Consider the following 24,782-nt stretch of genomic DNA (forward strand, 5'->3'; position numbering starts at 1 on the left):
CTTGTGCGACCGCAAGGGTCGATTACATATACCGTATCCTTTTCCCCGCCGGTCGTTCGGGGGCGTTTGCCCCCTCCGACACGGGGGCTAGCTGAGTGGCACCCTGTCGGGTGCTCCAGCTACCATAGCGAGCCACCCCAGCGGGCACCCATCTATTGCGGCGTCCGACCTGTCTGACCCGTCCGATCTGTCCGACTTGTCCGATAAAGGTACTGCCGTCCGATAGAGGCACCGCTGTCCGATTAGGTACCGCTGTCCCACTAATTATCTCCACAAACCTTGGTAAGTGCTGATTATTTTCTGTAACTTTGTGAAGTGAAGGTAAGAAGATAAATAATCATATTAGTTAGATCATTTTTTGACGACATGGTAAATTACAAAGATTTAGGACTAGTAAACACTCGCGAGATGTTTGCTAAAGCTGTAGATGGTGGCTATGCTATTCCAGCTTTCAACTTCAATAATATGGAGCAGCTGCAGGCCATCATTCAGGCTGCTGTAGAGACCAAGTCTCCAGTGATTCTTCAGGTATCTAAGGGAGCACGTGCTTATGCCAATCAGACCCTTCTTCGCTACATGGCGCAAGGAGCTGTGGAGTATGCCAAGGAGCTCGGTGCTAAGAACCCACAAATCGTTCTTCACCTCGACCACGGCGATAGCTTCGAGACTTGCAAGAGCTGTATTGAGATGGGCTTCTCTAGCGTGATGATCGATGGTAGCTCACTTCCTTACGAAGAGAATATCAAGCTCACTAAGCAGGTAGTAGACTATGCTCACCAGTTCGATGTTACGGTAGAGGGTGAGCTCGGTGTGCTAGCTGGTATTGAGGACGACGTAGAGGCCGAGGAGCACGTATATACTCAGCCAGAGGAGGTGATCGACTTCGTTACTCGTACTGGTGTAGATTCATTGGCCATCTCTATTGGTACCAGCCACGGAGCCTACAAGTTTACTCCAGAGCAGTGCCACCCAGATGAGAATGGTCATCTCGTGCCACCTCCACTTCGCTTCGATATCCTAGAGGAGATTGAGAAGAAGCTTCCTGGCTTCCCAATCGTTCTTCACGGTTCATCAAGTGTTCCACAAGATCAGGTGGAGATCATCAATACTCACGGCGGTAAGCTCAAGGATGCTGTAGGTATTCCAGAGGAGCAGCTCCGCAAGGCTGCTAGGTCTGCTGTTTGTAAGATTAATATCGACTCTGATGGTCGTCTTGCGATGACTGCTGCTGTGCGCAAGGTCTTCGTTGACCACCCAGAGGAGTTTGACCCACGTAAATACCTCGGTCCAGCACGTGAGAGCCTCAAGAAGCTTTACATGCACAAGATCGAGAAGGTACTTGGTAGCGACGGAAAGGCAGAGTAACCATCCTCTTCCTTATTATAAATACAAGGGTGTGCAGAAGCTTCTGTGCACCCTTTTTAATTGGATCAGTCGGGAGCATGTTGGGGTAGGTCATTCCAATGGTAAAGTTCTAAAATAAAGGGCAATACTATTGCAAATGACTGAAAAACTAACTAACTTTGTAGGAGGTAAGAATTAAGAACCTTATAAAATTAATTGAACTATGATCAAGAAAGATGTATTAAAGAAGATAAATGACCAGATTCAGCTCGAATACGAGTCTGCATTCATCTACAAGCAGATGTCTATAGATATGGCCATCAAGGGCTGGAATGGTTTCGCTCATTGGTTCGACGCACAGTACAAAGAGGAGATCGCTCACGCTGAGGAGATGGTCAACTACGTGATTATGCGTGGTGAGACCCCAGTGCTACACGATATTAAGACAGCTGAGTCGAAGTTGGAGGGCGTAGTAGCCTATTTTGAGAAGGCTTATGAGCACGAGTGCTTCGTTTCTAAGTCTATCAACGAGATTGTAGCTGCAGCTCGTAAGGAAAACGACTATGCTACTGAAAACTTCTTCCGTCGCTTTGTTGATGAGCAGGTAGAGGAAGAGGATACCGTTGCTGGTATCGTTGATCGTCTCAAGCTAGCCAATGGTGATGCCGGCTACTTGATTATTGATGGCGACTTGGCAACTCGCCAGTAATCTCAAAGAGTGAATAGTAAAAGCACCCCGATTGGGGTGCTTTTTTTATGCCTAGGGCGGGTGCCTTCTTCGGACAAGTCGGACACCGCAATGGAGCACCCGAAGGGTGCCACTCAGCTAGCCCCGGTCAAGGCTCGCAGAGCCGAAGACCGGCGGGTTGAGAGGGACCCCAAATCCGACGACCCTTGTGGTCGCACCTACATAGGCTTGTGCGACCACAAGGGTCGATGACGTATACCGTGCCTATTTCCCCGCCGGTCGTTCGGGGGCGTTTGCCCCCTCCGACGCGGGGGCTAGCTGAATGGCACCCTGTCGGGTGCGGTGGGTGCCTTGGTCAGACAAGTCGGACAATTCGGACAGGTCGGACAGGTCGGACGCCACGATGGCTAGGTGGCTCGCTACTTATCTTGGTGGGCCGTCCGACTCGTCCGACTTGTCTGACTTGTCTGACTTGTCTGAAAAAGGTACCCCCACCGACTTGTCTGAAAAAGGTACCCCCACCGACTTGTCCGAAAAAGGTACCCCCACCGACTTGTCCGAAAAAGGTACCCCTCATAGAGGTACCTCCGTCCCTTGCCACTTTGAGAAGAAAGCGATCTGCTGTCGGGCATAGGTGCGCGAATGCTTAGCAATTAGACGAGTTGCTTCCTCTAGCGAGATATCACCGTCGAGGTATTGAAAGATCTCTTTGTACCCAATGGTGTTGAGTGCATTATACTCCCGATAGGGCAGGAGTGACCGTACCTCCTCCACCAGTCCTTTCGCCACCATCTGCTCCACCCGCCGATTGATTCGCTCATACAGCTCCTCACGGGGACGTGTGACCATCCGTAACTCCACCTCAAAGGGAAGTTTTCGTGGCGCTGGTGTCGTATGAAAACTACTGAATGGACGCCCTGAGGTATGGTACACCTCCAAAGCACGTATGATCCGCTTATGGTTATTAGGGTCAATACGAGCCAGATAATCAGGATCTACCTTTTGCAATTCCTCTCGCAGAGGCACCACTCCTTCCTCGTGAAACCGCTCCCAAAGAGCCTCGCGAAGCGTAGGCGAGGGTAGGGGGACCTCATCCATCTCATAGAGGAGGGCTTGCAGATACATCATACTGCCCCCCACCGCTACCACCACTGGATACTTGGTCAATAGCGTGTCCAATAGTGCCAATGCTTCCTCCGCATATTGGTAGGCACTATATGGCTCCGTAATCTCTCGGCACTGCACGAAATGATGAGGCACCGCTGCCCTATCCTCCTCGGAAGGGGCATCGGTGCCTATCACCATACCACGATAAATCTGTCGGCTATCTGCCGAAATGATCTCTGTATTCAGTTCCTTCGCAAGCTGCAAGGCGTAGGCCGACTTGCCCACCCCCGTTGCACCAATCACAGTGATCAGCTTGCCACGGCTCATTACTCCTCCGACGACTCCTCCCCAGAGATATCAAAGCCCTCGGCATCTATCTCCGAGAGGTCAAAGCTATCACTATCAAACTCCTCCAGTTCCTCCCGCTCAGGCGTTGGAATAGGTGCTGCCTTCGGTTTCTTTGGCTCCGCCACCAGTAGTTCCTCCACGTCCGAAGTCTGCTTTGGTGCCTCCCCCTTCCGACGGGTGCATTGAGGCTTATCTTGCTGTTCTCCAAGGATCACTTCCTTCAGCTCGAGGTAGAAGTAACGGTCCCCGAGTTGATCAAATTGATAGAGTATGCGATCCCCCTCCTCATCGAGGAAGTCATCAAGATAGGTATCATCCATCAGATAATACTCATCATCGGTGGCGTGCAACCCCATATCCATCAGCAGGATCTCCTTTTTAGGACGCCACTGCTTATCCGTGGTAAAGAAACTAGTGATTTGGTCGTCACTGTAGCCTACCGACTCCAAGATCGCTCGGTGCAATTCCAAAAATGTGGCGGTGCCATCAATACGGATCTCCCTCAAGAAGCCCGGTACCTCATCACTCACCATCACAAAACGATATATCATACGCTATATTGATAGTCTATAAAAGTTGATTTTACCCCACCTTAATCCAGAGAGCTTCCTCGCACAATGCCACGAGCCGACTTCTCAATAAAGTCGAGGATGATTTTCTTCTCAGGCAGATCATCATACTCCTCTTTGATCACCTGGATCGCTTCCGTGTTATTCAGCCCACGATTGTAAAGTGTCCGATAGATGTCGTTGATCAGGTAGATCTGCTCCTTGGTGTACTGGCGGCGTCTTAGTCCCACAATGTTGATGCCACAATAGATAGCTGGCTCACGCCCGATCAGAGTGTAGGGTGGGATATCCTTCGTGATGCGTGTACCCCCTTGGAGCATCGTATGGCAACCGATGTGTACAAATTGATGCACCAGAGTACCCCCACCGAGTATCGCCTGCTCATCAATCACCACCTCGCCAGCTATTTGGCAGGCATTGCCAATGATCACCTTATCGCCCACCTCACAGTCGTGAGCCACATGGGCATAAGCCATGATCAATACATCGCTCCCTACCTTGGTAAAACCCTTGGAGGCGGTACCGCGGCTGATCGTAGCATACTCACGAATCGTGGTGCGATCCCCTACAATCGCCACACTCTCCTCACCCTTAAACTTCAGGTCCTGAGGCTCGCCACCCACCACAGCATAGGGGTGGATGGTACACTCCCTACCGATGCGTGCTCCATTACGCAAAATAGCACCACTCAGTAGTTTAGTTCCTTCGCCCACCTCTACATTCTCCTCGATGACGGCAAATGGTCCTACTTCCACGCCTGCTCCCAGCTTTGCCTTGGGGCTAACAATGGCAAGCGGGTGTATCTTGGTCGTCTCTACCGACGAATTAGTCTGTTCGTTCATATTTTACTGATCCTTACTCTCTGTATTTCGGACAACTTTCGCCATAAACTCTGCTTCACAAGCGAGTTGCTCGCCAATGAATATCATCCCCCTCATATTGGCAATGCCACGGCGGACGGGTCCTATCAAAGCTACCTTCACCACCATCGTATCACCCGGCACCACCTTTTGCCTAAACTTCGCATGGTCAATTGTTAGGAAATAGGTCGAGTAGTCCTCAGGGTTCTCCATCTGATTTAGGATCAAAAGTCCCCCAATCTGTGCCATACACTCCACCTGTAGTACCCCTGGCATCACCGCCTCATCGGGGAAGTGACCGAGGAAATAAGGCTCATTATTTGTCACACACTTCACCCCCACAATATGCTCAGGTCCGATCTCTATAACCTTATCCACCAGTAGCATCGGGTAGCGATGAGGGAGTAGCCCTTTAATCTCTTGGATATTCAGGAGCGGTGCCTCATTAGGGTCATAGGTAGGAGCTTGTGTTTGATTGAGGCGGATATCCTTACGGATCATCTTCGCCAAACTGGTGTTGATTGAGTGCCCCGGGCAGGTAGCGATCACGCGCCCTTGGATCCGTCGGCCAATCAGTGCCAAGTCCCCTATCAGGTCTAGTAGCTTGTGGCGTGCTGGCTCATTGGGATACTGCAGAGGTTTATTATTGATATAGCCCAGTTCGTGTGCTGGCTTAGAGGTCGTCCCCACCGTTTTTGCCAGCTTATCCATCTTCTCTTGCGGAATCTCCTGATCGTAGATCACAATCGCATTATCTAGGTCGCCCCCCTTGATTAGGTTATTATCCAGAAGTGCCTCTATCTCTCGCACAAATACAAAGGTACGGGCAGGGGCGATCTCCTCAGGATAGGTGGTGAGGTCGTCCAGACAGGCAAATTGATTGGAGAGTACCTTCGAATCAAAAGCGATCAGCACATGGAGGCCAAAGGAATTGTCGGGGAGGAGGGTCAGCTTTGAGATGCCATTTTCACCCTTCACCTCTATCTTACGCTTCACCACATAGACCTCCCTAACTGCTGCTTGCTCTACCACCCCCACCTTTTTTATCTGGTGGATATACTCTATCGCACTTCCATCAAAGATGGGGATCTCAGGGGCATTCACCTCGATTAAGCAGTTATCCACCCCCATAGCATAGAGGGCCGACATCGCATGCTCCACCGTGCTCACCTGTAGCTTTTTATTGGAGAGCACCGTGCCACGCTCCGTCATCGTTACATACTCAGCCAATGCCGGTATGGTCGGCCGCTCTGGAAGGTCCACCCTACAGATCTTGATGCCGTGCCCCTCATTGGCAGGGTTAAATCGCACCTTGATATCTAGACCAGTGTGAAGCCCCTTTCCCTCTAGTTCAAAGGCGGCACCTAGGGTATGTTGCTTCTGCGTGGTGCCACCCGAGTTGTTCTTATTTGCCATGATGCTCTGCTTTCAATTGATTCAGCTCCTCCTTCAGCTGCTCTATTTCGCTTTTCAACTGATAGAGTTCGCGATCCATCTCTGGAAGTTGGACAAACTTTGCCGAGGCTTTCATCGCCTTCATATGTGGCTGTGCGGGGTAGCCAAACCATACGGTATTAGGCTCCTTAATGTCACTTAGTACCCCTGTCTTGGCAGCGAAAGTAACGTGCGGTGCCGTCTTCAGGTGCCCTGCAATACCCACCTGACCAGCCAGTACATTCCACGCACCGATAGTGGTCGAACCTGCTATCCCACTCTGTGCTGCGATGGCGGTGTGCTCCTCTACTTCGCAGTTGTGTGCAATCTGCACCAGGTTGTCAATCTTAGCTCCCTTACGAATCACAGTGGCATCCATCACAGCTCTATCAATGCAGGCATTGGCACCGATCTCCACATCATCCTCCAGTACCACCCGACCCGTCTGTGGAATCTTGTGGTAGCCGTCGGCATCAGGGGCAAAGCCAAAGCCATCCCCACCGATCACCGCTCCTGAGTGGATTACACAGCGACGTCCCACCTCTGTATGGTCACAGATCACCGCCATGCTATAGAGGCGGCTTTCCTCACCGATGGTCACTCTGCCACCAACAAATACATTGGGCCAAATCCTCACCCCATCTCCAATCACTGAGTCGCGACCAATATAGGAGAAGGGACCAATATAAACCCCCTCACCAATCACCGCTGTCGGATCCACATAGGCAAGAGAGGAGATTCCCATTGGCTTTTCCTCCGCCTCATTGCGTAGCTTCAGGAGGTCGGCAAGTGCGGTATAGGCATTGGGGACCTTGATGAGCGTGGTCGTCACCTCTTGCGAAGGCTCAAAATCATAATTTACCAGTACAGCGCTGCTTTTTGTGCTGTAGAGGTAGCTCTCATATTGCATATTGGAGAGGAAGGAGAGGGCCCCCTCTCGCCCCTTCTCAATACTACTGAAGTCGGTGAGCACCACATCAGGGTTGCCCACTACCTCACCACCTAAGTGGTCTGCGATCTCTTTTGCTGTAAACTTCATTTTAATCTCTTATATACCTGCGTAGGTACGTAGGTAGTCACTCATCTCAGACTGTAGCTCGGCCGCTTTCGCTCCTGCCACCTCTGCAAAGTCCGCTTCAGAACTAGCGTAGATGATGCCACGCGAACTATTCACCAAAAGCCCACACTCACGGGTCATCCCATACTGAGCCACCTCACGAAGCGATCCCCCCTGCGCTCCAACCCCTGGCACCAGTAAGAAGTGGTTGGGTACAATCGTGCGGATATGCTCTAGGTGTGTCGCCTGAGTGGCTCCTACCACATACATCATGTTAGAGGGCGTCCCCCATTGGAGCGAAGTGCGGAGCACCTGCTCATAGAGTCGCTCCCCATTGGAGAGCTGTAGTTGCTGAAAATCGGCCGACCCCTTGTTGCTGGTCAGCGCAAGGAGTACCACCCACTTACCTGAATAGCCCATAAATGGGGCAATGCTATCCTCCCCCATATAGGGAGCTACCGTGATGGCATCTACCGCCATCTCCTCGAAGGCGGCTCGGGCATAAAGCCCCGAAGTATTGCCGATATCTCCCCGCTTGGCATCTAGGATTACTAGGCACTCAGGGTGCTCCTGCTGTAAGTAGCTAACCGTCTGCTCCAGTACCGCCACCCCTCGGCTACCCATCGCCTCATAAAAGGCCGCATTAGGTTTGTACGCCACGGTGTAGGCTGCTGTGGCATCAATGATGGCTTTATTAAAGGCGAGAAGCCCCTCCTCATTTTGAGGAAGGCAGGCAGGCAACTTGCGTAGGTCACTATCTAGTCCTACGCAGAGGAAGCTCCGCTTCCTCTCTATCTCTTGTATAAGCTCCGCTCTATCCATAAGCGTTGGTTAAAAAGGTAACTGACCGAATGTTCCTGCAAATATCGTTAAATTTATCAAGATGCCCGCTATTCGGTCCAAAGCAAGCAAGCTGGCTGGTCGATAGCGATGCTGAGGTCTTTCTGCGCTCGCAATAGACCACTCTCCCTATCACAGCTGTAAAACTCTACCTTATTGGCTTTTTTGCATGCCACTGCGAGCCATCGACCAGAAGGGTTAAAGGCAAGGTCCATAGGTTGCTGACCTACACTCTGTGTCCCAGTCTTGGTAAGCTGCCCCATCAACTTATTTACCTTGAATATCGTCACTCGGCTCTCACGTCCCCACTCCGATACATAGAGGTAACGCCCATCTGGGCTGAGACATAGTTGACCTCCACGGCTTTGGGGGTCACCACTTAGCGAAAATCTCTCTACCTCAGTGAGTTTGCCCCGATGATGCTTATAGAGGATCACCTCTGGGTTTTGCTCCGTGAGTAGGTATAGAAATTTACCCGACGAGTCCATAGCGATGCTCTTTGGGCGACTTCCCTTGGGTAGGTCGGTCGTCTCTACATCAATGGTGAGTGGTGGGTTCTTGCTACTGACATTGAAGTGATACACTTTGTCCTGCCCCGCATCCACCACAAAGAGCTCCTTGCCATCGGGCGAAAAGCAGAGGTCGCTAGGGTGCGACTCTCCCTCTTGACCCAGTAGAATATGCCAATCGGGCTGACCAAGTAGTCCCGCCTCATCGGCAAAAAATAGGGTGATAGAGCCCGCATCATAATTAGCAGAGACCACCTTGCCACGGCCATCTGTCGCCACCGACCGTGGAGAGCCACCCAAGGTAAAGGAGCTATTGATCGCCGTGAGACGACCACTCACCCCATCAAGTTGTAGCGAGCTCACCATCGCCTCCGACGATTGCTCATTGGCGGTATAAATAATTCCCCGTTCCCTATCGAGTGCCAGACTGGTAGGATTGGGGGTGATGAGTGTGCTGCGATGCTTCACATTGAGGGTACGTGGGTCAAAGCTAAATGAGTAGAGCCCCTCCGACCTATTTTGAGTATAGGTGCCGACCAGAAGGGTCTGTTTTTTAGCTGGCTCATGACCATAGCTGTCTGCTTCCTTGGACTGCGGAGAGAGCAAGCCACAAGAGCTGACTCCCATAGCAAGCAGTAGTGCAATAGTCCCTAGGAATAGATGAGTTGGGCGGTATAACTTATTATCCATTATTATCTGATTCTACTCCAAATTTCTCTAACTAAGTGCAAGATAACCATTTCCGATTAACTCTCCAAGAAGTTAGAGCTTTTTAGCCTTTGGAGAGGGGCGGTACCTTATCGGACAAGGGGGGGGGTACCTACTCGGACGAGTCGGACAAGTCGGACAGATCGGACGGGTCGGACGGCCCAATAGATAGGTGATAGAAAGTGCCACGAGGTGCGGTGTGGTGGTGTGGTGTGGCGTGGTGTGGTGGTGTGGTGGTGGTGTGGCGATGGTGGTGTGGTGTGGTGGTGGTCGCCGATCTAGCGTGGCGTCCGACTTGTCCGACTCGTCCGACCTGTCCGACTTGTCCGATACAGGCACCCCCGCTAGGCACCCCCGCCAAGGCACCCCCGCTAGGCACCCCCGCTAGACACCCCCACCGAGCCACCCCCGCTAGCCACCCCCGCAAGTCACCCCCGCTACTTACCGTAGGCGGAGGATATCGCCCTCCATTGGGAGGTACTCTGGCGTGAGGTTATTGAGCTGGTAGAGCGACTTGAGCTGGATGCCATAGGTCTGGGCGATACGGTGTATCGACTCACCCACCTGTATGCGGTGCTCAAAGTGGGGTGGGGTGGCCCGTTTGTGCTTTGGCTCCAGGTAGATGATATCCCCCTTCTCGAGCGGGTATCCTGCTGGGAGGTCGTTGTACTCCGTTAGCTTTCGTTCCGACATACCCAAGTCGCGAGCAATTGCACTGAGCGAATCATCTTCTCCTGCTAATATATATAGGAGTCCATAGCTAAAGTAGCCCACCCGTTCGCCTGCCGGTGTAGTGGGTAGCTCAGGTCGTGGCTTCTTCTGTGCTTCCCTCTTTGGGGTGCTCTTCTGCGCATATTGATAGCGACGAGAGGTGTTGCCCTCATCGATGAGGTAGAGCTGATAATCCTCAATGATCTTGATCAGCTTATTGGCATATCCTCGGTCCGTGGCGTAGCCCGCATGTTGCAGACCTCTAGCCCACCCCTTGTAGTCCGTGGGGTCGAGTCGTTGTAGGGAGCGATAACGGGGTTGTTGGAGAAACTGCCCATGGTCCTTAAAGGAGTCCTCCACACGGTCGTAGGCACGAAAACATTCATTCGGGCGATCGTCATTGTGAAAAGTACGACTACCTCGCCACGACCTATGGCACTTGATGCCAAAGTGGTTATTGGCACCCGTGGCGAGACGACTTTGTCCCGCACCACTTTCCAGTAGCCCTTGGGCGAGTGTGATACTGGCGGGCACACCATAGCTCTTTTGGTTTTCCAATGCAATACCAGCATACTGCTCAATATAGCGGTTGTAGGCATTATTGCCCTGCACCTTTGGGAGCGTCACTTGCGTGGTCTTGCTCGTGCCACAACTCGCCAGCAGTAGAGCAAAGCATGCCAGTAGTGAAGCAAGTTGTGTCGATCTACTCATGGCGAACCAGTTTGATCGTTTCTCCCTCCAGCTCCGTAATCGGTAGCACCTCCATCGCATCTACCGTGAGGCAGAAGTCGAGTGCCCCCTCCTTTCCTGCCCTCACCATGCGTGGGTAGTGGTTACTCTCCTTGATGTACTCCGTCAGCGACCCTTTGTGTGCCTGCCATAGCTCCACCATCATCTGCGACACATCGGTCACCACCTCGTGGCTCTCCGAGAGGGCGTCGCAAAGGGCTGCGGCAAAGAGGGTATCCTCCTTGGAGGGGCGTCCCTGCCACCCGGCACAGATCGCCAGCACATCTTGCCCTTGGCAAAAGCGGGCCACGGCAGAGAGGTTCACAAACGTCCCCACCACCACACGATACCCCTCGGCAATCGCCGCCTTGATGGTGCGCGTGCCATTAGTGGTGGTAAAGTAAATCTCCTTGCCCCCGATCGCCTCCTCTGTATACTCCGCAGGGTCATTGCCAAACTGTGCAAAGGGGCACCGCACCACATTTCGCTCCGCCCCCACTAAGTAGCCTTCTGCGGCACGAGCCTCCGCCTCCTCCACCGTCTCCAGCGGGTAGATCGCCTTGGCTCCGTGCGCCATCGCTGTAGTAATCGTGGTGGAAGCTCTTAGCACATCAATCACCACCGCCACACTTCCTGGCTGGCGGTAGGCTGGAATCAGTTCCGGACTGAGGACAATATCTATCTTATTTTTCACTGCCTATATTATTAATGAGTGTAGCGATCATCTCTTCGTCGCACTCTCTGAATGAATATTCTCCAATCTGAGGTTGGTAGTAGGGCGGAAAGGCAGGCCGTCGGTACTTCGTTAGTCCCTCCTTTTCGCAGGAGAAAGTGCCATGGATCTCCTTCACCTTACTCTTCCGGATCAGTTCGGCCGCATTATCGGGGGTGATGCCAGCACCTGCCATAATAGTGATCCGCTTGCCCGCCTGCTTCACCAGTTGCGCCAGCGTCTCCACCCCCTTAGGTGCCGAGCTCTCCCCACCCGAGGTGAGCACCCTACGGAAGCCGAGCGATTTCGCCGCCTCTAGCGATGCCTGCAGATTCTCCGTGCGGTCGAAGGCACGGTGAAGGGTCACCGGCAGTTTGCCACACGCCTTGATCAGAATCTTATTGGTGAGCCAATCCAATTCACCATCCTCCGTGAGCGCTCCTAGTGAAAAGCCCGCCGCTCCGACCATCTTCAGGATCTCAATATCCTGTACCATCACCGCCACCTCACGCGTGGTGTAGACAAAGTCGCCACCACGAGGACGGATGATCGGGAAGACGGGAATCTTCACCGCCGTTACCACCTCACGAAACATACCCAAGGAGGGGGTGGTGCCACCCTCCGCCAGCGATGCACAGAGCTCCAACCGATGAGCCCCGCCCCGCTCCGCTGCGATGGCCGAAGCCACCGAATCCACACAAGCCTCAATTGTAATCATACACAAAGCTACAAAAAATATCTGTGGGGGTGCTATGGCGGGGGTGCCTTTACGGGGGTGCTATGGCGGGGGTGCCTATACGGGGGTGCCTATCTCGGACAAGTCGGACGAGTCGGACAGATCGGACAGGTCTGACGCCGAGCTAGATGTGGTTGCTGGCTTGGGCCGTCCGACTTGTCTGACCTGTCCGATCTGTCCGACTTGTCCGATAAGGTACCGCCCACTGTCCGATAAGGCACCTGCTCTTGTCCGATAAGGTACCCGGCCCGTGATTTTGCTTGACGATTGTGCGGTCTGCACTATTGTTGCAATACATTTGTAAGGTGTTGCCGAAAGATGCCCCCTTAAAATAGTGTGGTGTTTATTTGGTTGGTATTACATATTTTTCTACCTTTGTGGCGTGAATGTGTGAATGAAATGTAATCAAATACCACTATTGACCGCTCAGAGAGTGGAATATTGCTAGGTTGAGGTAACAAATTAAGCGCAATGAAAGTTCTACAGTTTGGAAAATTTTACCCAGTCAGAGGCGGGGTAGAAAAGGTGATGGAGCTCCTTCGGGATACTCTACCCACTCGTGGAATCGATTGCGACCTACTTTGCAGCAGTTATGATGCGGGTCCTTCCAAAGAGGTAGCACATATTGATGGGGGAACCACCTTCATCAGCAAAACCCTCTTCCGGAAGTTTGGCACCACCTTCTCACCACAGTTGCTCAGCAAGCTACGTGAGATCCAAGGGCATTACGATTTGATTCACATTCACCACCCCGATCCTATGGCCGGCTGGGTGCTCAAGCACTCCGGTTACCAAGGGAAAGTGGTATTGCACTGGCATAGCGATGTCTTGGTGCGTCCATGGTTGTACAAAATGTACCAGCCGATAGAGGATTGGCTCCTCCAGCGAGCAGATAAAGTGGTCGGCACCACTCCTATCTATGTAGCTGAGAGCCCACAGGTGGCGAGAGGCCTTCGCGACCGCTCCAAGCTCACCTACCTACCGATTGGGATCCCCGATAAGCATCCCAATGCGGCATTGGTGCAAAAGATACAAGCCAAGTACCAAGGCAAGCGACTCCTCCTCACCATTGGCCGTCTCGTTCCCTACAAAGGGATGGAGTACTTGATAGATATGGCGTCGCACCTGAGCGATGATTATGTGGTGCTCATCGCAGGGCGGGGACCCCTCGAACAGAAGCTACAGCAGCAGATCGAGGCAGAGGGGCTGACCAATAAAGTAAAGCTCCTCGGCTTCATCACCGACGAAGAAAAGGTGGCCTACCTAGAGGCGTGCCACCTCTTTGTCCTCAGTTCCATCACCAAAAACGAAGCGTTTGCCATTGTACAAGTAGAGGCGATGAGCCACCGAAAGCCTGTGGTCAGCACCCAGATCCCCGAGAGTGGGGTAGCTTGGGTCAATAAAGACCACGACTCCGGTCGTACAGTACCAGTAAGGGATGGCGAGGCGTTGGCACAAGCGGTAGAGGAGATCTGCTCCAGCGAAGCGGGCTACCACGCCTATGCCGATCGGGCAAGAGCAAGGTTCGAATCACTCTTCACCATCGATGCCATGACCGACCGCTGCGTAGAGATTTATCAAGAAGTATTGAAACAATAATATAATAGACTACTTATCCAGCTATCTGTGATAGCAACGTAAGTTAGAACACTATGAAAATGATTACTTGGACTAGTCTCGAAAACGAGAGAGAAGAAGAAGAACGAATCAAGGGAGATAGAGCCGTAAGTCTCACCTGCCCTGCACGGGAGGCAGAGGTAGAAGAGACCGTCGCTAGCTCTAACTCATCATTGGCCTATAGAGCGATCAAGCGGTTTTCCGACATCGTGATTGCCCTCGGCGGGCTACTTGTCTTTGGACTTCCTATTTTGGTGATTGCCTTCCTCGTATGGCGTGAAGACAAGCACTCTCCTATCTTTAAGCAAGAGCGTATTGGCAAGGGGGGCAAGCCCTTCACCCTTTATAAGTTTAGGAGCATGCGGATCGATGCCGAAAAAGGTGGTCGCCCACAGCTTTGTGCTACCGAGGGTCAGGACCCACGCCTCACCAAGGTAGGCGCCTTTATCCGCAACCACCACCTCGATGAATTTCCACAGCTTTGGAACATCCTACGTGGTGATATGAGCTTTGTAGGGTATCGCCCCGAGCGTCAGTTTTTTATCGATCAGATTATGGAGGCCGACCCCCGCTACGAAGAGCTCTATGAGATGCGTCCGGGCGTCTTCAGCGAAGCCACCCTCTACAATGGCTATACCGATACCCTCGCCAAGATGCTCCACCGCCTCGAGATGGACCTCGACTATATCAAGTCCCCTAGTCTGATGAGGGATCTCTCCATTATTTGGAAGACCAGTCTCTCGATCTTAAGTTTTAAGAAGTTTTAATTTCGTCACCAACTACTCACTTCATTAATTAATTTTTTCCTACCTTTGTAGCATGAAGTATATTGTCAATAATTTATCCCTTTGGGGAATGCTGATGGTGCTTCTCCTGGTAAGTTCGTGCAAATCGGTCAAAGATATCACCTACTTGCAGGATATGGAGTACCTGCGTGAGTACAAAGCACGCTACGACTCCAAGGCGACTATTAAGCCCGAGGATAACATCCGTATCGTAGTGAGTAGTTCGCGACTAGAGCTGGCCGCCCCCTTCAATCAGTCCACCACCTCTCAGGTGCAAGTCTCTAAGGATGGGACGGTAGGGAGCCAGGAGTATGGAGGTAGTACCGACCGCCAAAACGTCTATAGGGTCAATCAAAAAGGGATGATCAATTTCCCTGTGCTGGGTATGATACAAGCGGGAGGAATGACCATCGATGAGCTCCAAAACTCCATCTCCAATGCGATCATCAATGGCGGTTACTTGGCCGATCCTAAGGTCTATGCCGAGTATGCCGACTTTATCTTCTATACCCTAGGGAGCCTCAATCAAGGCAAGCATACCGTAGAGTCGGGGAGCATCAACCTCCTCGAGGCGATTGCGATGTCGGGAGGCATTAATGAGAAGGGCGATTTCGAGCAGGTATTGGTGCTCCGCAAGTCGGGCGATAGCTACATCATGATCCCCAATAATGTGAAGAGTACCGAGGTGATCAGTAGCCCCGCCTTTTACCTACAGCAAGGCGATATGATCTACGTGCCACAGAGATATGTCAAGGACGAGAAGGAGGATACCTTCTGGCGTGTCTTCAGCCGTACGGTGAGTATGATCACCTTGCCACTCTCCGTGATCATCACCATTATGCAGTTCAAGAAGTAAGATATTAAGCATTTAGTGAATAGATGAGTAATAATCCTAACATACATCAGCAAGGAACCCCCAAAATCAATGGGGCGACAGGGCTCAATGTGATGGACCTCTTCCGCTACCTCCTCTCCAAGTGGTACTGGTATGCGGCGGTGATCCTCCTCTTCGTCGCTGCAGCGTGGTATTGGGTGGCGAGGCGGCCACTGATCTACTCTAGCGGTGCACAGGTGATGATCAAAGACCCCCGTGCCGATATGAATGTCGATCTAGAGGTGGGTTCACGGCGAGGCAATAATAGCCTCAACAATGAGGTCTATATCTTCCGCTCCAAGATGCTGATGGCAGAGGCGGTGAAGCGAGCAGGTGCCGATGTCAATTATCAAGTCAAGCGCAACCTCCGCTATATAGAGCTATACAATAATACCCCACTCCGTCTTGTGACGGTCGATAGTCTCTCCTCCCAATCCTTTGCACTTGAGATGACCTATCTTGGTGATAATCAAGTGGAGATTGAAGGATTCCCCAAGCCAGAGAAAAGCCTCACCTTACCTCTGGGAAAGACAACCCAGACCCCTTATGGACCACTAACGGTACTTGCTACCGACACCTTTGAGGAGTCGAAAACCAAGGGAACCACCATCAAGGTGACCAAGTGGCCAGTGATGGCCGTTGCCTCTCGCTATGTAGGGGCATTGACCACCGACCCACAGAAGATGACCCGTATCCTGGAACTCCAAATCAAAGATAACCACCCCTACCGTGCAGAGCAGGTGCTCAAGGCACTCGTAGAGGTCTATAATGAGGAGGCGATAGACGATAAAAATGAGAGTGCCCGCAAGACCGCTCAATTCATTGACGACCGTATCGTGGCGATGAGTGAGGAGCTAGGGAGTGTAGAGCAGAAGCTTGCCGAGGCACAGAGTGAAGCGATTGATGTCACCGCCCTCGAGGTAGGGAGCGTCAATGCGGTAGAGATCAGTCAGGTAGAGCGTGAGCTATCACTGCTCCGCTCGGTTCGTGCCGCCATCGCCAATCCACAGAGCCAGCAGAGCCTCCTCCCAGGAGAGGATATTGTGGAGCCCACCATCGGTCGCCAGATCGCTCAGTACAATGAGATGAAGATCCGTCGCGACCAAATCGGGCAAGAGGGTAGTAGCAATAACCCTGTGGTGAAGGAGCTCGACCAGACCTTGGGGCTCCTCAAAGGCAATATCACCACGGCTATTGACAACCTCATCAGCTCCAAGAACTTCTCGCTCCGGCAGATGAAGAATGCCAAGGGGGTAGCGATCAATAATATGAAGTCGCAGCCTTATCGTGACCTCGGTACTCTTGATATCGCACGTCAGCAATCGATTAAGGCCGACCTCTACGTCTTCCTACTCAAGAAGCGTGAGGAGAACTCCCTCAACCAGGCAACGGCCGAGACCAATGCCAAGGTGATCGACTTCTATACCGGCTACCAACCCATTAGCCCCAATCGTACCAAGAGTATCGCCATTGCGATCTTGGCCGCTTTGGTGCTGACTACTTTTGTCTTCGTGACCCAATTGGTGAGCGATAATAAGGTTCGTAGCAAGAAGGAGCTAGAAGAGGCCCTCTCTATCCCACTGCTGGGTGTGACGCCAGCCGATCCACTACAGCAGAAGCACACCATACACGGCATTGCCGCTCAAGGCGACGATGCCAGCACAGAGGCGTTCCGCATCCTTCGTACCAGTCTCCTCTTCCGCCTACGTAATATACATATACAAGGGGCTGAGGGTGGTCGTACGGTGATGCTCACCTCCCTCTTCGAAGGGGCAGGTAAGAGCTACGTCTCCTATAACCTCGCCCGCTCTCTCGCCTTCCTAGGCAAGCGGGTAGCATTGGTCGACCTTGACCTACGTAAGGCGAGCCTCTCTCGCCGACTTCAGCTCGCAGGGGCAGGGGTGAGTGACTATATCCTCGACCCCACTTCAGAGCTGGCACCCATGATGGTACAGCCCGATGCCGAGCTACCCAATCTACAATTCCTCTCCACTGGTGGTGAGGTCTACAATCCTGTAGAGCTGCTGATGGATGAGCGGTTTGACCAACTGATCACCACTCTACGAGCCGAGTACGACTTTGTGCTCTTCGACTCTGTGCCCTTCGTGGCAGTGGCCGATGCGGCGGTCGTCTCAAGAGGTATGGATATGAGCCTCTTCGTGATCCGATCGGGTGTCACCGATAGGCGGGTACTCCCTGATATCCAGCGCATCTATGATGAGTCGCTCCTCCCCAATATGCACGTGATCCTCAATGGCGCAGAGTTCCGCAAACGTGGCTACGGCTACGGTTATGGCTATGGTTACGGCTATGGCTATGGACAAGGCGCCAGAAAAGGTAAACTTAAGAAAAAAGGAAAATAAACATAAGAATTAAAATCAGAGAAATTATGAAACAAAACAAGAAGTACGAGGCGCCTACCCTCTCCGTAGAGGAGGTGCGGATCGAAAAGGCCTTCCTAGCCAATGCTACTCCCAGCGCCAATATGCCTGATAAGGCTTTGCCAGGCGAGGGTACCGGTGAAGATGGTGATGTAAACCATTGGTTTGAAATTGGCGATTGAGAATGATGCCAAGCGCCTCTATTCGTGATGAGAGAGGCGAGTTAATACAGTTATTGATGTAATTTAGTAAGAAAGAACGTATGACTAAAAGAATTTTCTTTACTCTCCTTGGCACATCCCTATTGCTGGCAACAACCCCTGCTTGCAATCACTCGGAGAATCCAGAGGAGTATTGCTATGCACACGCTACGGCTACTATTGCTGATGGAAGTGGTGCTGGCTCTACGAATAAATTAAAAGCACTCTTTGAGGGGGGTACTACGCAAGATACCCCTGCAGTGATCAAGTGGAATGTGGAAAACAAACCACTCAATATGTTGGTCTACTACCCAACTACTGCTGAGAGTAAAGCAGTAGCAGCTTCATTCAAGTTTAAGAGTTCTTACAAAGGTGATCTTAGCTTCCCATATACTGATGATAATGTTGTAGACCAACGCGTGAAATACTTCGCTACCAGTGGGCTTAAAGAAGATGCCAATATCACTAAGGGTGCCTTTATTGATAATACCAGTACTTCAAAGAGTACAGGTGTGGTGCTACATACCGCTGTAACCAATGAGGGTAATGTCAATATGAAGAAGCCTGGAGTTACCTGGCCATTGATTTCAACTCAAGAGAAAGAGGGGTACACCCATCTGTGGAGCTCTGTTCACACAACAAGTGGTGGTTCTATCAACTTCCACCTCTTTGGAAACATCTTCTTTGTTCACTTTGATAATGTGATGAATCTTAATGGGTATGATGCCAACTCCAACGACACCAACATTGAGCATCGCCCTAAGCTCACTATAGAGTCCAATGGTATGGCATTTGGTGGCTCCACCTTTGCCAATAACGTTTTCGCGGATCAGGTGAATGACTGGACTGTGGCGACTCCAGTAAATAAGGTGACCTATCATCTGAGTAGTCTTGAATTTGGACCTACTGCCAAGCGTCAAATCTTGCCTGTTTGGTTTAGACCTATGACGCCAGTTAGTGGAAAGTTCTTTATCACCATCACTTGGGAGGTGTGGAATACCGAAAACAATGCTTGGGATAAGAGCATTCAGAGGTTCCGCTTACCTATTGGTAAAGAGCTGACTGACAATAAAACCATGTTTGCTGATACCGATGGTCGCTACTACCGCATGAACGTAGGTATCTCTCCAAAGATTGGTGCGGAGTTTGGATCCAACTCATTCTATATCCTAGAGATCAATCCTCCTGCATTTGACTAAGATAGAACTATTTATATTACATAGATAAATAAGAATATAATGGTAACAAGATATTTGAAACTATTTACTGCCACCTTGGTGGCACTCTTCGCCCTCGCTGCTTGTCAGAACGAGCGAACCATAGACCTCTATGGGGAGGGGGGCGATCCTGACGCGCTAGATGTCAGCTTCACGGTTAAAGACTATGATGAGGTGACTCTACGCTCACACCTCCGTCCAGAGGATGAGCACCGTATTGAGAGTCTCGTAGTTTGGGTGTTTGATGGACAAGGTCGCAGAGTGGGTGACCCAATTATTAGCCACGATGTAGAAAAAGACTTTGGTTTCGTAGCTAGGGATTATGCCCCTACGACAGGTGAGGGATCAACTGATAAGGGAATTCATTTTGGAGGAACCGAGGAAAAAGGTCAACTCAAAGATAGGATTAATCTCCGTCTGAAGAATATCAAGGACAAAATCACCATCGTAGCACTTGCTAACTTTGACTCTGAGAACTTCGACATAGAGAAAGGGAGTGCTGTCCTTGAAAGCGATGCACAGCTAAAAAGCATTGAGACCCTCGATCAATTGAAAGAGTTCCGTCTGAACATCAATCAAGCTAATCACGAGTATGCTTCCGCTGAGCGCTATGAGGCTCCCCTGATGTATGCTTATCAAACGGTTAATGCTGCAGAGACCTTTCATAAGGGAAAAGATAAAGTGAGCATTGAATTAGTGCCTTATGTGGCTAAAATCTCTACCTTTGTTAAAGCGGGTGATGGGGTGACCATCAATGCGATTAGATATCACTTTGAGAATATCCCTACCAATACCGACATCTTTAATGCGATAGCTAAGAAGAACGAAGGTGGGGCTGATGTGATCAAGCCATTGAGCACTCGCTCTACACAGATGCTGGTGGATGCAGGTGATGATGGTGTGAATAAAGACAGCCAATTTAGATCTGAAGGGTACTTGATGCCTAACTATCCTGCCTATACCAAAGAGATTACGCTAGCTGAGATCGAAAAGGCACAAAAGGTAAGACAAGGTGTTTCGGGCTACACTGGCTTTGACCTCCGTCAAAAGCGTGTGAAGACCCCCAACGCAACAGATCCTACCAAGGTAGATAATGGTGATTGGGTGTATGCTCCTAAGGAGGCAACTGCATTTGTGATGGAGGCTGACTTAGTCATCAATAAGAATGATATTGAGCAGAGAGCCACCGTTACCTATTCAGTGGTGCTTGGTGACTTTGGTGGTGAACACACCAATTGGGATGCTCCTTCAGAGGCAGACCTAAAGAAGCTCAATGACTACAATATTGAATCTGCCACCCACTATAAGTACACCATTACGATCAATGGTGTGGAGAATATCATTGTAGAGGCGACCGCCTCTGATAAGCTAGTGGAGCCCAACCCCTCTGTAGAAGGAGGTACCGTGGTTGGTAATAAACCTACCTTCCAATTGGATAGCCACTATGAGCAGCGTACTTTTACCCTCAATGTTAGTGACTTCAATATCTTTAAGGATATCAATACCAAGGAGCTTAATCCAGATGCTGAGCTGAAGTTTATGGTGGAGTCTCCTTTCCAGCCACTTAGAGTAGTCTCCTACAATAAAGTAGAAGCCAATAATGCACGACTAGATGGCGTTCCTAGAGAGAAACAGGTGGATAGTGATTGGATTCGTATCTATGTCCATGATCCAAAGAAGACAAAGAATGGCTACTTTGATAATACGAAATTGCCTGAGGTGATTTACTCGGATAGTGGTAGTGATGCTAAACAAGGAGATGGCGTTGGAACTTATTGGAATAAGACCCTTACGGTAGAGCAATTCTTTGCTTGGTTGCTCAATGACCCTAAGCCTCTTTTTGATAGTAATAATAACATCTGTATTACGCTCTTCTTTGATGAGTACTACTACGATTGGGACCCAAGTAAGATTGCTAGAGCTGATAGAAAGCACGAAAATAAACAGGCCGACCTTTGGAAGACTTTCTGTAATGCTCCCGACCGTAAGTTCTTCTTGCTGACCGATAATATCCGTACCTCCCCTGACCAGAAGAATAGCTATGTGAAGGGTACCTATGTATCGGTGAGCCAGCACTCTATCAAGACCTTCTTTACCGAAGCTCCTGAAGGCATTCGTGTATGGGGTGTAGAGTCAATTGATGAGAACCCAAATATTGCGTTTGCATTTCAAGGTCCTGGTGAGCCTTCTCGCTGGATCAACAACTGTACCTCTAATGGGTGGATCAATACGTGGAATATATTAGGAGCTTCACAGGTGATAGTTGATGAATCGACGGGTATAGGTGGATATGCTCTGTGGATGCGTGATGCTGTGCGTAAAGGCGAGGTAAAGAAGGGTGAGAAAGTTAAGTATTTGATGAGCTCTATTAGTGCCTGGGGTCGTGAAGATGGTGTTACGCAGTATCCTACTCGTGATATTTGGAAACAGCAGACGATAGGTGCCCCTACTGGCACTACTTTCAAACCATCAAGAAAAGCGGGAATTGGGACGTTGGCGCAAGATGTAGCACTCTTTACACCTTTCTTACGCAATCGTGATGTGAACCGTGACGGATATATGCAGGCTAATGAGATGAAGTGGTATATTCCCTCACAGGTGGAAGCGGAGATGCTAGCGATGTTTGAGCAGGCTTTGCCAGGTTATGCTCGCCTTCAGGCTCCTAAGGTTGATATATTTCAAAATAAGCTAGTATTGTACAGCTCTTCTGCATACTTAGGAAGTGATGTTGTGTTCGGTTCAAATCCTATATGTATTATTGTGCCTACCCTATCTGCTTGTCCACTCCTCGAAACATTAAACGGATTGGTTTCAGGCCCTCAGGCTCCAGTTGGTAAGATACGCAAGTTGCGTTCAACCACTCGTTTGATTAGAGACCTTGGTATTATAGAAAAGTCGAGTATTGAGGACCCAGATGGCTTCTCCTATAATTTCGACGATAAATATTTCCATGCTGAGGCTCCTAAGATGCTTAGATTTATCCCTAATTTCGACAATAAAGATAAGAGAAAGAAAGAAGATGACCGTGGAGGTGTATTTGTGGCCTATGATCACCTAAATCCATCCGTGGCTCGCTTTGCCTTTGCCGATGGGGAGCTACCTAAGCACAATGAGCGTGATGCATCAATGCGTGTCTATTATAAAGGGTTTAAGCTTTCAAAGCGCTATGTGACTAGTTTCCCTAATGGTAATCTAAAGAAGCCTGGCACCATGGATAGTGCTAAAGAGGCTGATTTAAGACGTTTGCTTCGGATGGGTTTGAGCCCTTGCTATTCCTATTTTGAAGAGAGTAATGCATCAGATAAAGGTAAGTGGAGAATGCCTAATATGTCTGAGTTGGCAATTTTAGGTCTTTGCACACCTAATTCTACAGAGTTCCACTATGACCCTAGACCTACTGGAGCTGGTAAGAGATTTATAGTATGGGCTAGTACCATTCCTTTTTTTTCTGAAAGGAATACTACAACTCCGGGCTTCTTTATGCGTGTTGATACTCGCATAATATGGCCAATGGCATTTGATACACCAACATTTGGTACTCAAGTTGATAATTATGCGGGTTGGTTCCGTTGCGTGCGTGACTTGACCGATGCCGAGTGGAAAGCCGCTAAGAATAAATAATAGTAAATCAAGATAGTATATGAATATTAGACAATTCATTTCAGTCCTCGGACTCTCAGCAGTGGCCTTTATTGGGGCCGCTGCTCAGAGCGAGGTGGTGAGCGAGTTCGCCACCGACTCCACTAAGGTGGTGACTTACAATGATGATAAGTACAAGGTGGAGACCAATCACTTTGGCGACAACTGGTTCATCACCCTTCAGGGTGGTGCCCAGATGCTCTTTGGTGACCACAATAAGCAGATGGACTTCAAGGATCGCCTCACCCCTGCTGCAACGGTGGCATTTGGTAAGTGGTTTACCCCAACCATTGCTGTACGTGCCCGCTTTACTGGCTGGGAGCTCAAGGGTGTTTCGGGCTGGTCGGATCACAGCTTGAAGAATCCTAATGACCATTATAATAACTACCAAGGATTTATTGTGGATGCTGTGATGAGAGATGGTCATATCGCAGGTAAGGTGAATCAGGCGGCTACTAAGAACCATAAAAGCTATGACCTGTATGACACCAAGATGCAATACCTCAATAGCTCTGTGGAGGTGCTATTTGACCTCTGCAATCTTTTCGGTGGTTATCAAGAGCAGCGTGTCTTCCACTTGATGCCTTACGTCGGTGTGGGTTGGGGTCATAGCTTTAATAACCCTGTATCGCTAGAGGGTGGTAAGATGGTGGAGAAACACAAGACCGACGAGGCCACTATCAATGGTGGTCTGATCGCAGCTTTCCGCCTCTCTGATGCCCTTTGGCTACATCTCTCTGGTGATGCCTTCTATGCTAATGACCGCTTTGATGGTCAGCTCGGTGGCCGCTGGGGTGAGGGGGTGCTACAGGCTCAATTGGGTCTTACCTACAACATCCCTGCCCGTGGCTGGAACCGTAGCCACACCACTGTAGTGACCTACAATGAGGAGCTACTCAACACTCTTCGTAACCGTGTCAACGAGCTACAGCGTGCTAATCAGGTGCTCCGTGATGAGCTAGCTAGTCAAGCTGTCGTAGAGGAGGCTAAGGAGACGATCATCGCTGGTCCACTACTCGTGACCTTCGTGATCGATAAGTGGGACCTCTCTAATAAGGATAAGGTGAACCTAGGCTATCTTGCTGAGGCAATGCGTCGTGAGCCAAATGCGAAGTTTGTGATCGCTGGTTATGCCGACCGTGGTACCGGTTCATCGAAGCGCAATCAGTTCCTCAGCGAGCAGCGCTCTAAGGTGGTGATCGACTTCCTTGTTAACGAGCAAGGCATTAGCCGTGACCGCTTGATCCGCGAGTCCAACGGTGGCGTAGAGAATATGTTCTACGACGACCCACGTTGCAGCCGTGCTGTGATCTCTCGTGTGGCTAAGTAATTAGCCCCCCCCTATATAAATAAGTGGCCCTCGGTACCGCATTCGCGGTGCCGAGGGCCACTGCTATGTGGGGGAGGTACCTTTATCGGACAAGGGCGGTACCTTATCGGACAAGGGCGGTACCTAATCGGACAAGTCGGACAGGTCGGACAGGTCGGACGCCGCACCCAATGGGTGCTCGCTGTGGTAGCTAGCTGTGGTAGCTAGCTGCGGTGGCTCGCTGTGGTGGCTAGCTGTGGTGGCTAGCTGTGGTAGCTAGCTGTGGTAGCTAGCTGCGGTGGCTCGCTGTGGTAGCTGGTGTGATAGCTAGCTGATGTGGCTCGCTGTGGTAGCTAGCTGTGGTAGCTAGCTGATGTGGCTGGTGTGGTAGCTAGCTGATGTGGCTGG

At 50.6% G+C, this 24,782-nt stretch carries 22 protein-coding genes; 11 read left to right on the plus strand and 11 right to left on the minus strand.

Going from position 1 to position 24,782, the window contains the following annotated elements; all coding sequences use genetic code 11:
- Positions 1-22: 22 nt before the first annotated feature.
- Complete coding sequence (locus A3GK_RS11440; RefSeq protein ID WP_155799471.1) at positions 23-274, minus strand: hypothetical protein; 252 nt, start codon at positions 272-274, stop codon at positions 23-25.
- Between the two features lie 92 nt (positions 275-366).
- Here A3GK_RS11440 and A3GK_RS0107730 point away from each other — a divergent pair, with 92 nt between their 5' ends.
- Positions 367-1,365 (plus strand): class II fructose-bisphosphate aldolase, encoded by a 999-nt coding sequence (locus A3GK_RS0107730; RefSeq protein WP_026161798.1) that lies wholly within the window; start codon positions 367-369, stop codon positions 1,363-1,365.
- Positions 1,366-1,567: 202 nt separating this feature from the next.
- On the plus strand, positions 1,568-2,053 hold the full coding sequence (locus tag A3GK_RS0107735; protein ID WP_018028887.1) for a ferritin: 486 nt from the start codon (positions 1,568-1,570) through the stop codon (positions 2,051-2,053).
- A gap of 552 nt (positions 2,054-2,605) precedes the next feature.
- On the opposite strand, the gene miaA is transcribed toward A3GK_RS0107735, so the two are convergent.
- The 7 genes from miaA to A3GK_RS0107770 form a co-directional block, all read right to left on the minus strand.
- Entirely contained in the window at positions 2,606-3,466 is an 861-nt protein-coding gene (miaA, locus tag A3GK_RS0107740; protein WP_018028888.1) for a tRNA (adenosine(37)-N6)-dimethylallyltransferase MiaA, read from the minus strand.
- The gene (locus A3GK_RS0107745) at positions 3,466-4,038 is read right to left on the minus strand and encodes an IS1096 element passenger TnpR family protein (RefSeq protein ID WP_018028889.1); all 573 of its coding nucleotides are present in this window, start codon (positions 4,036-4,038) and stop codon (positions 3,466-3,468) included. Before A3GK_RS0107745 ends, miaA begins: the two co-directional genes overlap by 1 nt.
- 41 nt (positions 4,039-4,079) lie before the next feature.
- Positions 4,080-4,898 (minus strand): acyl-ACP--UDP-N-acetylglucosamine O-acyltransferase, encoded by an 819-nt coding sequence (gene lpxA / locus A3GK_RS0107750; RefSeq protein WP_018028890.1) that lies wholly within the window; start codon positions 4,896-4,898, stop codon positions 4,080-4,082.
- A 3-nt stretch (positions 4,899-4,901) separates the two neighbouring features.
- Positions 4,902-6,332: a bifunctional UDP-3-O-[3-hydroxymyristoyl] N-acetylglucosamine deacetylase/3-hydroxyacyl-ACP dehydratase gene (locus A3GK_RS0107755; RefSeq protein WP_018028891.1), complete on the minus strand. Its 1,431-nt coding sequence runs from the start codon at positions 6,330-6,332 to the stop codon at positions 4,902-4,904.
- A complete protein-coding gene (gene lpxD, locus A3GK_RS0107760; RefSeq protein WP_018028892.1) occupies positions 6,322-7,389 on the minus strand; it encodes a UDP-3-O-(3-hydroxymyristoyl)glucosamine N-acyltransferase in 1,068 nt (355 codons plus the stop codon). Before lpxD ends, A3GK_RS0107755 begins: the two co-directional genes overlap by 11 nt.
- 9 nt (positions 7,390-7,398) lie before the next feature.
- Positions 7,399-8,229 (minus strand): orotidine-5'-phosphate decarboxylase, encoded by an 831-nt coding sequence (gene pyrF / locus A3GK_RS0107765; protein ID WP_018028893.1) that lies wholly within the window; start codon positions 8,227-8,229, stop codon positions 7,399-7,401.
- Positions 8,230-8,297: 68 nt separating this feature from the next.
- On the minus strand, positions 8,298-9,446 hold the full coding sequence (locus A3GK_RS0107770; protein WP_018028894.1) for a lactonase family protein: 1,149 nt from the start codon (positions 9,444-9,446) through the stop codon (positions 8,298-8,300).
- A gap of 190 nt (positions 9,447-9,636) precedes the next feature.
- Between A3GK_RS0107770 and A3GK_RS11445 the strand changes: the two genes are divergently transcribed.
- Complete coding sequence (locus A3GK_RS11445; RefSeq protein WP_155799472.1) at positions 9,637-9,852, plus strand: hypothetical protein; 216 nt, start codon at positions 9,637-9,639, stop codon at positions 9,850-9,852.
- A 53-nt stretch (positions 9,853-9,905) separates the two neighbouring features.
- Here A3GK_RS11445 and A3GK_RS0107775 read toward each other — a convergent pair whose 3' ends face one another.
- From A3GK_RS0107775 to A3GK_RS0107785, 3 genes are read right to left on the minus strand one after another with little or no spacing between them, the layout of a single operon-like run.
- Positions 9,906-10,886: a glucosaminidase domain-containing protein gene (locus tag A3GK_RS0107775; protein WP_018028895.1), complete on the minus strand. Its 981-nt coding sequence runs from the start codon at positions 10,884-10,886 to the stop codon at positions 9,906-9,908.
- Complete coding sequence (locus A3GK_RS0107780; protein ID WP_018028896.1) at positions 10,879-11,598, minus strand: 2-phosphosulfolactate phosphatase; 720 nt, start codon at positions 11,596-11,598, stop codon at positions 10,879-10,881. The genes A3GK_RS0107775 and A3GK_RS0107780 overlap by 8 nt, the downstream gene beginning before the upstream one ends.
- Positions 11,588-12,334 (minus strand): copper homeostasis protein CutC, encoded by a 747-nt coding sequence (locus A3GK_RS0107785; protein WP_018028897.1) that lies wholly within the window; start codon positions 12,332-12,334, stop codon positions 11,588-11,590. The genes A3GK_RS0107780 and A3GK_RS0107785 overlap by 11 nt, the downstream gene beginning before the upstream one ends.
- Positions 12,335-12,823: 489 nt before the next feature.
- Between A3GK_RS0107785 and A3GK_RS0107790 the strand changes: the two genes are divergently transcribed.
- The 8 genes from A3GK_RS0107790 to A3GK_RS0107825 all read left to right on the plus strand — a co-directional run bounded on the left by A3GK_RS0107790 (position 12,824) and on the right by A3GK_RS0107825 (position 24,395).
- Positions 12,824-13,951, plus strand: coding sequence for a glycosyltransferase (locus A3GK_RS0107790; protein ID WP_018028898.1), 1,128 nt, complete (start codon positions 12,824-12,826; stop codon positions 13,949-13,951).
- A 53-nt stretch (positions 13,952-14,004) separates the two neighbouring features.
- Positions 14,005-14,736, plus strand: coding sequence for a sugar transferase (locus A3GK_RS0107795; RefSeq protein WP_018028899.1), 732 nt, complete (start codon positions 14,005-14,007; stop codon positions 14,734-14,736).
- Between the two features lie 52 nt (positions 14,737-14,788).
- Positions 14,789-15,610: a polysaccharide biosynthesis/export family protein gene (locus A3GK_RS0107800; protein ID WP_018028900.1), complete on the plus strand. Its 822-nt coding sequence runs from the start codon at positions 14,789-14,791 to the stop codon at positions 15,608-15,610.
- Between the two features lie 23 nt (positions 15,611-15,633).
- Positions 15,634-17,991 (plus strand): GumC family protein, encoded by a 2,358-nt coding sequence (locus tag A3GK_RS0107805; RefSeq protein WP_018028901.1) that lies wholly within the window; start codon positions 15,634-15,636, stop codon positions 17,989-17,991.
- A 26-nt stretch (positions 17,992-18,017) separates the two neighbouring features.
- Complete coding sequence (locus tag A3GK_RS11450) at positions 18,018-18,191, plus strand: hypothetical protein (protein ID WP_018028902.1); 174 nt, start codon at positions 18,018-18,020, stop codon at positions 18,189-18,191.
- An 80-nt stretch (positions 18,192-18,271) separates the two neighbouring features.
- Entirely contained in the window at positions 18,272-19,408 is a 1,137-nt protein-coding gene (locus tag A3GK_RS0107815; protein ID WP_018028903.1) for a hypothetical protein, read from the plus strand.
- A gap of 39 nt (positions 19,409-19,447) precedes the next feature.
- A complete protein-coding gene (locus A3GK_RS0107820; protein WP_018028904.1) occupies positions 19,448-23,047 on the plus strand; it encodes a FimB/Mfa2 family fimbrial subunit in 3,600 nt (1,199 codons plus the stop codon).
- Positions 23,048-23,066: 19 nt separating this feature from the next.
- Positions 23,067-24,395, plus strand: a complete 1,329-nt coding sequence (locus A3GK_RS0107825) for an OmpA family protein (protein ID WP_018028905.1) — start codon at positions 23,067-23,069, stop codon at positions 24,393-24,395.
- Positions 24,396-24,782: the final 387 nt, after the last annotated feature.

Source organism: Porphyromonas somerae DSM 23386, assembly GCF_000372405.1.
GTDB classification, from domain to species: domain Bacteria; phylum Bacteroidota; class Bacteroidia; order Bacteroidales; family Porphyromonadaceae; genus Porphyromonas_A; species Porphyromonas_A somerae.

Excerpts from the sequence above, each read along its gene's own strand:
- A3GK_RS0107730 (WP_026161798.1), top strand. The coding sequence starts at position 367 with ATGGTAAATTACAAAGATTTAGGACTAGTAAACACTCGCGAGATGTTT.
- A3GK_RS0107735 (WP_018028887.1), top strand. The coding sequence starts at position 1,568 with ATGATCAAGAAAGATGTATTAAAGAAGATAAATGACCAGATTCAGCTC.
- miaA (WP_018028888.1), bottom strand. The coding sequence starts at position 3,466 with ATGAGCCGTGGCAAGCTGATCACTGTGATTGGTGCAACGGGGGTGGGC.
- A3GK_RS0107745 (WP_018028889.1), bottom strand. The coding sequence starts at position 4,038 with ATGATATATCGTTTTGTGATGGTGAGTGATGAGGTACCGGGCTTCTTG.
- lpxA (WP_018028890.1), bottom strand. The coding sequence starts at position 4,898 with ATGAACGAACAGACTAATTCGTCGGTAGAGACGACCAAGATACACCCG.
- A3GK_RS0107755 (WP_018028891.1), bottom strand. The coding sequence starts at position 6,332 with ATGGCAAATAAGAACAACTCGGGTGGCACCACGCAGAAGCAACATACC.
- lpxD (WP_018028892.1), bottom strand. The coding sequence starts at position 7,389 with ATGAAGTTTACAGCAAAAGAGATCGCAGACCACTTAGGTGGTGAGGTA.
- pyrF (WP_018028893.1), bottom strand. The coding sequence starts at position 8,229 with ATGGATAGAGCGGAGCTTATACAAGAGATAGAGAGGAAGCGGAGCTTC.
- A3GK_RS0107770 (WP_018028894.1), bottom strand. The coding sequence starts at position 9,446 with ATGGATAATAAGTTATACCGCCCAACTCATCTATTCCTAGGGACTATT.
- A3GK_RS0107775 (WP_018028895.1), bottom strand. The coding sequence starts at position 10,886 with ATGAGTAGATCGACACAACTTGCTTCACTACTGGCATGCTTTGCTCTA.
- A3GK_RS0107785 (WP_018028897.1), bottom strand. The coding sequence starts at position 12,334 with ATGATTACAATTGAGGCTTGTGTGGATTCGGTGGCTTCGGCCATCGCA.
- A3GK_RS0107790 (WP_018028898.1), top strand. The coding sequence starts at position 12,824 with ATGAAAGTTCTACAGTTTGGAAAATTTTACCCAGTCAGAGGCGGGGTA.
- A3GK_RS0107795 (WP_018028899.1), top strand. The coding sequence starts at position 14,005 with ATGAAAATGATTACTTGGACTAGTCTCGAAAACGAGAGAGAAGAAGAA.
- A3GK_RS0107800 (WP_018028900.1), top strand. The coding sequence starts at position 14,789 with ATGAAGTATATTGTCAATAATTTATCCCTTTGGGGAATGCTGATGGTG.
- A3GK_RS0107805 (WP_018028901.1), top strand. The coding sequence starts at position 15,634 with ATGAGTAATAATCCTAACATACATCAGCAAGGAACCCCCAAAATCAAT.
- A3GK_RS11450 (WP_018028902.1), top strand. The coding sequence starts at position 18,018 with ATGAAACAAAACAAGAAGTACGAGGCGCCTACCCTCTCCGTAGAGGAG.
- A3GK_RS0107815 (WP_018028903.1), top strand. The coding sequence starts at position 18,272 with ATGACTAAAAGAATTTTCTTTACTCTCCTTGGCACATCCCTATTGCTG.
- A3GK_RS0107820 (WP_018028904.1), top strand. The coding sequence starts at position 19,448 with ATGGTAACAAGATATTTGAAACTATTTACTGCCACCTTGGTGGCACTC.
- A3GK_RS0107825 (WP_018028905.1), top strand. The coding sequence starts at position 23,067 with ATGAATATTAGACAATTCATTTCAGTCCTCGGACTCTCAGCAGTGGCC.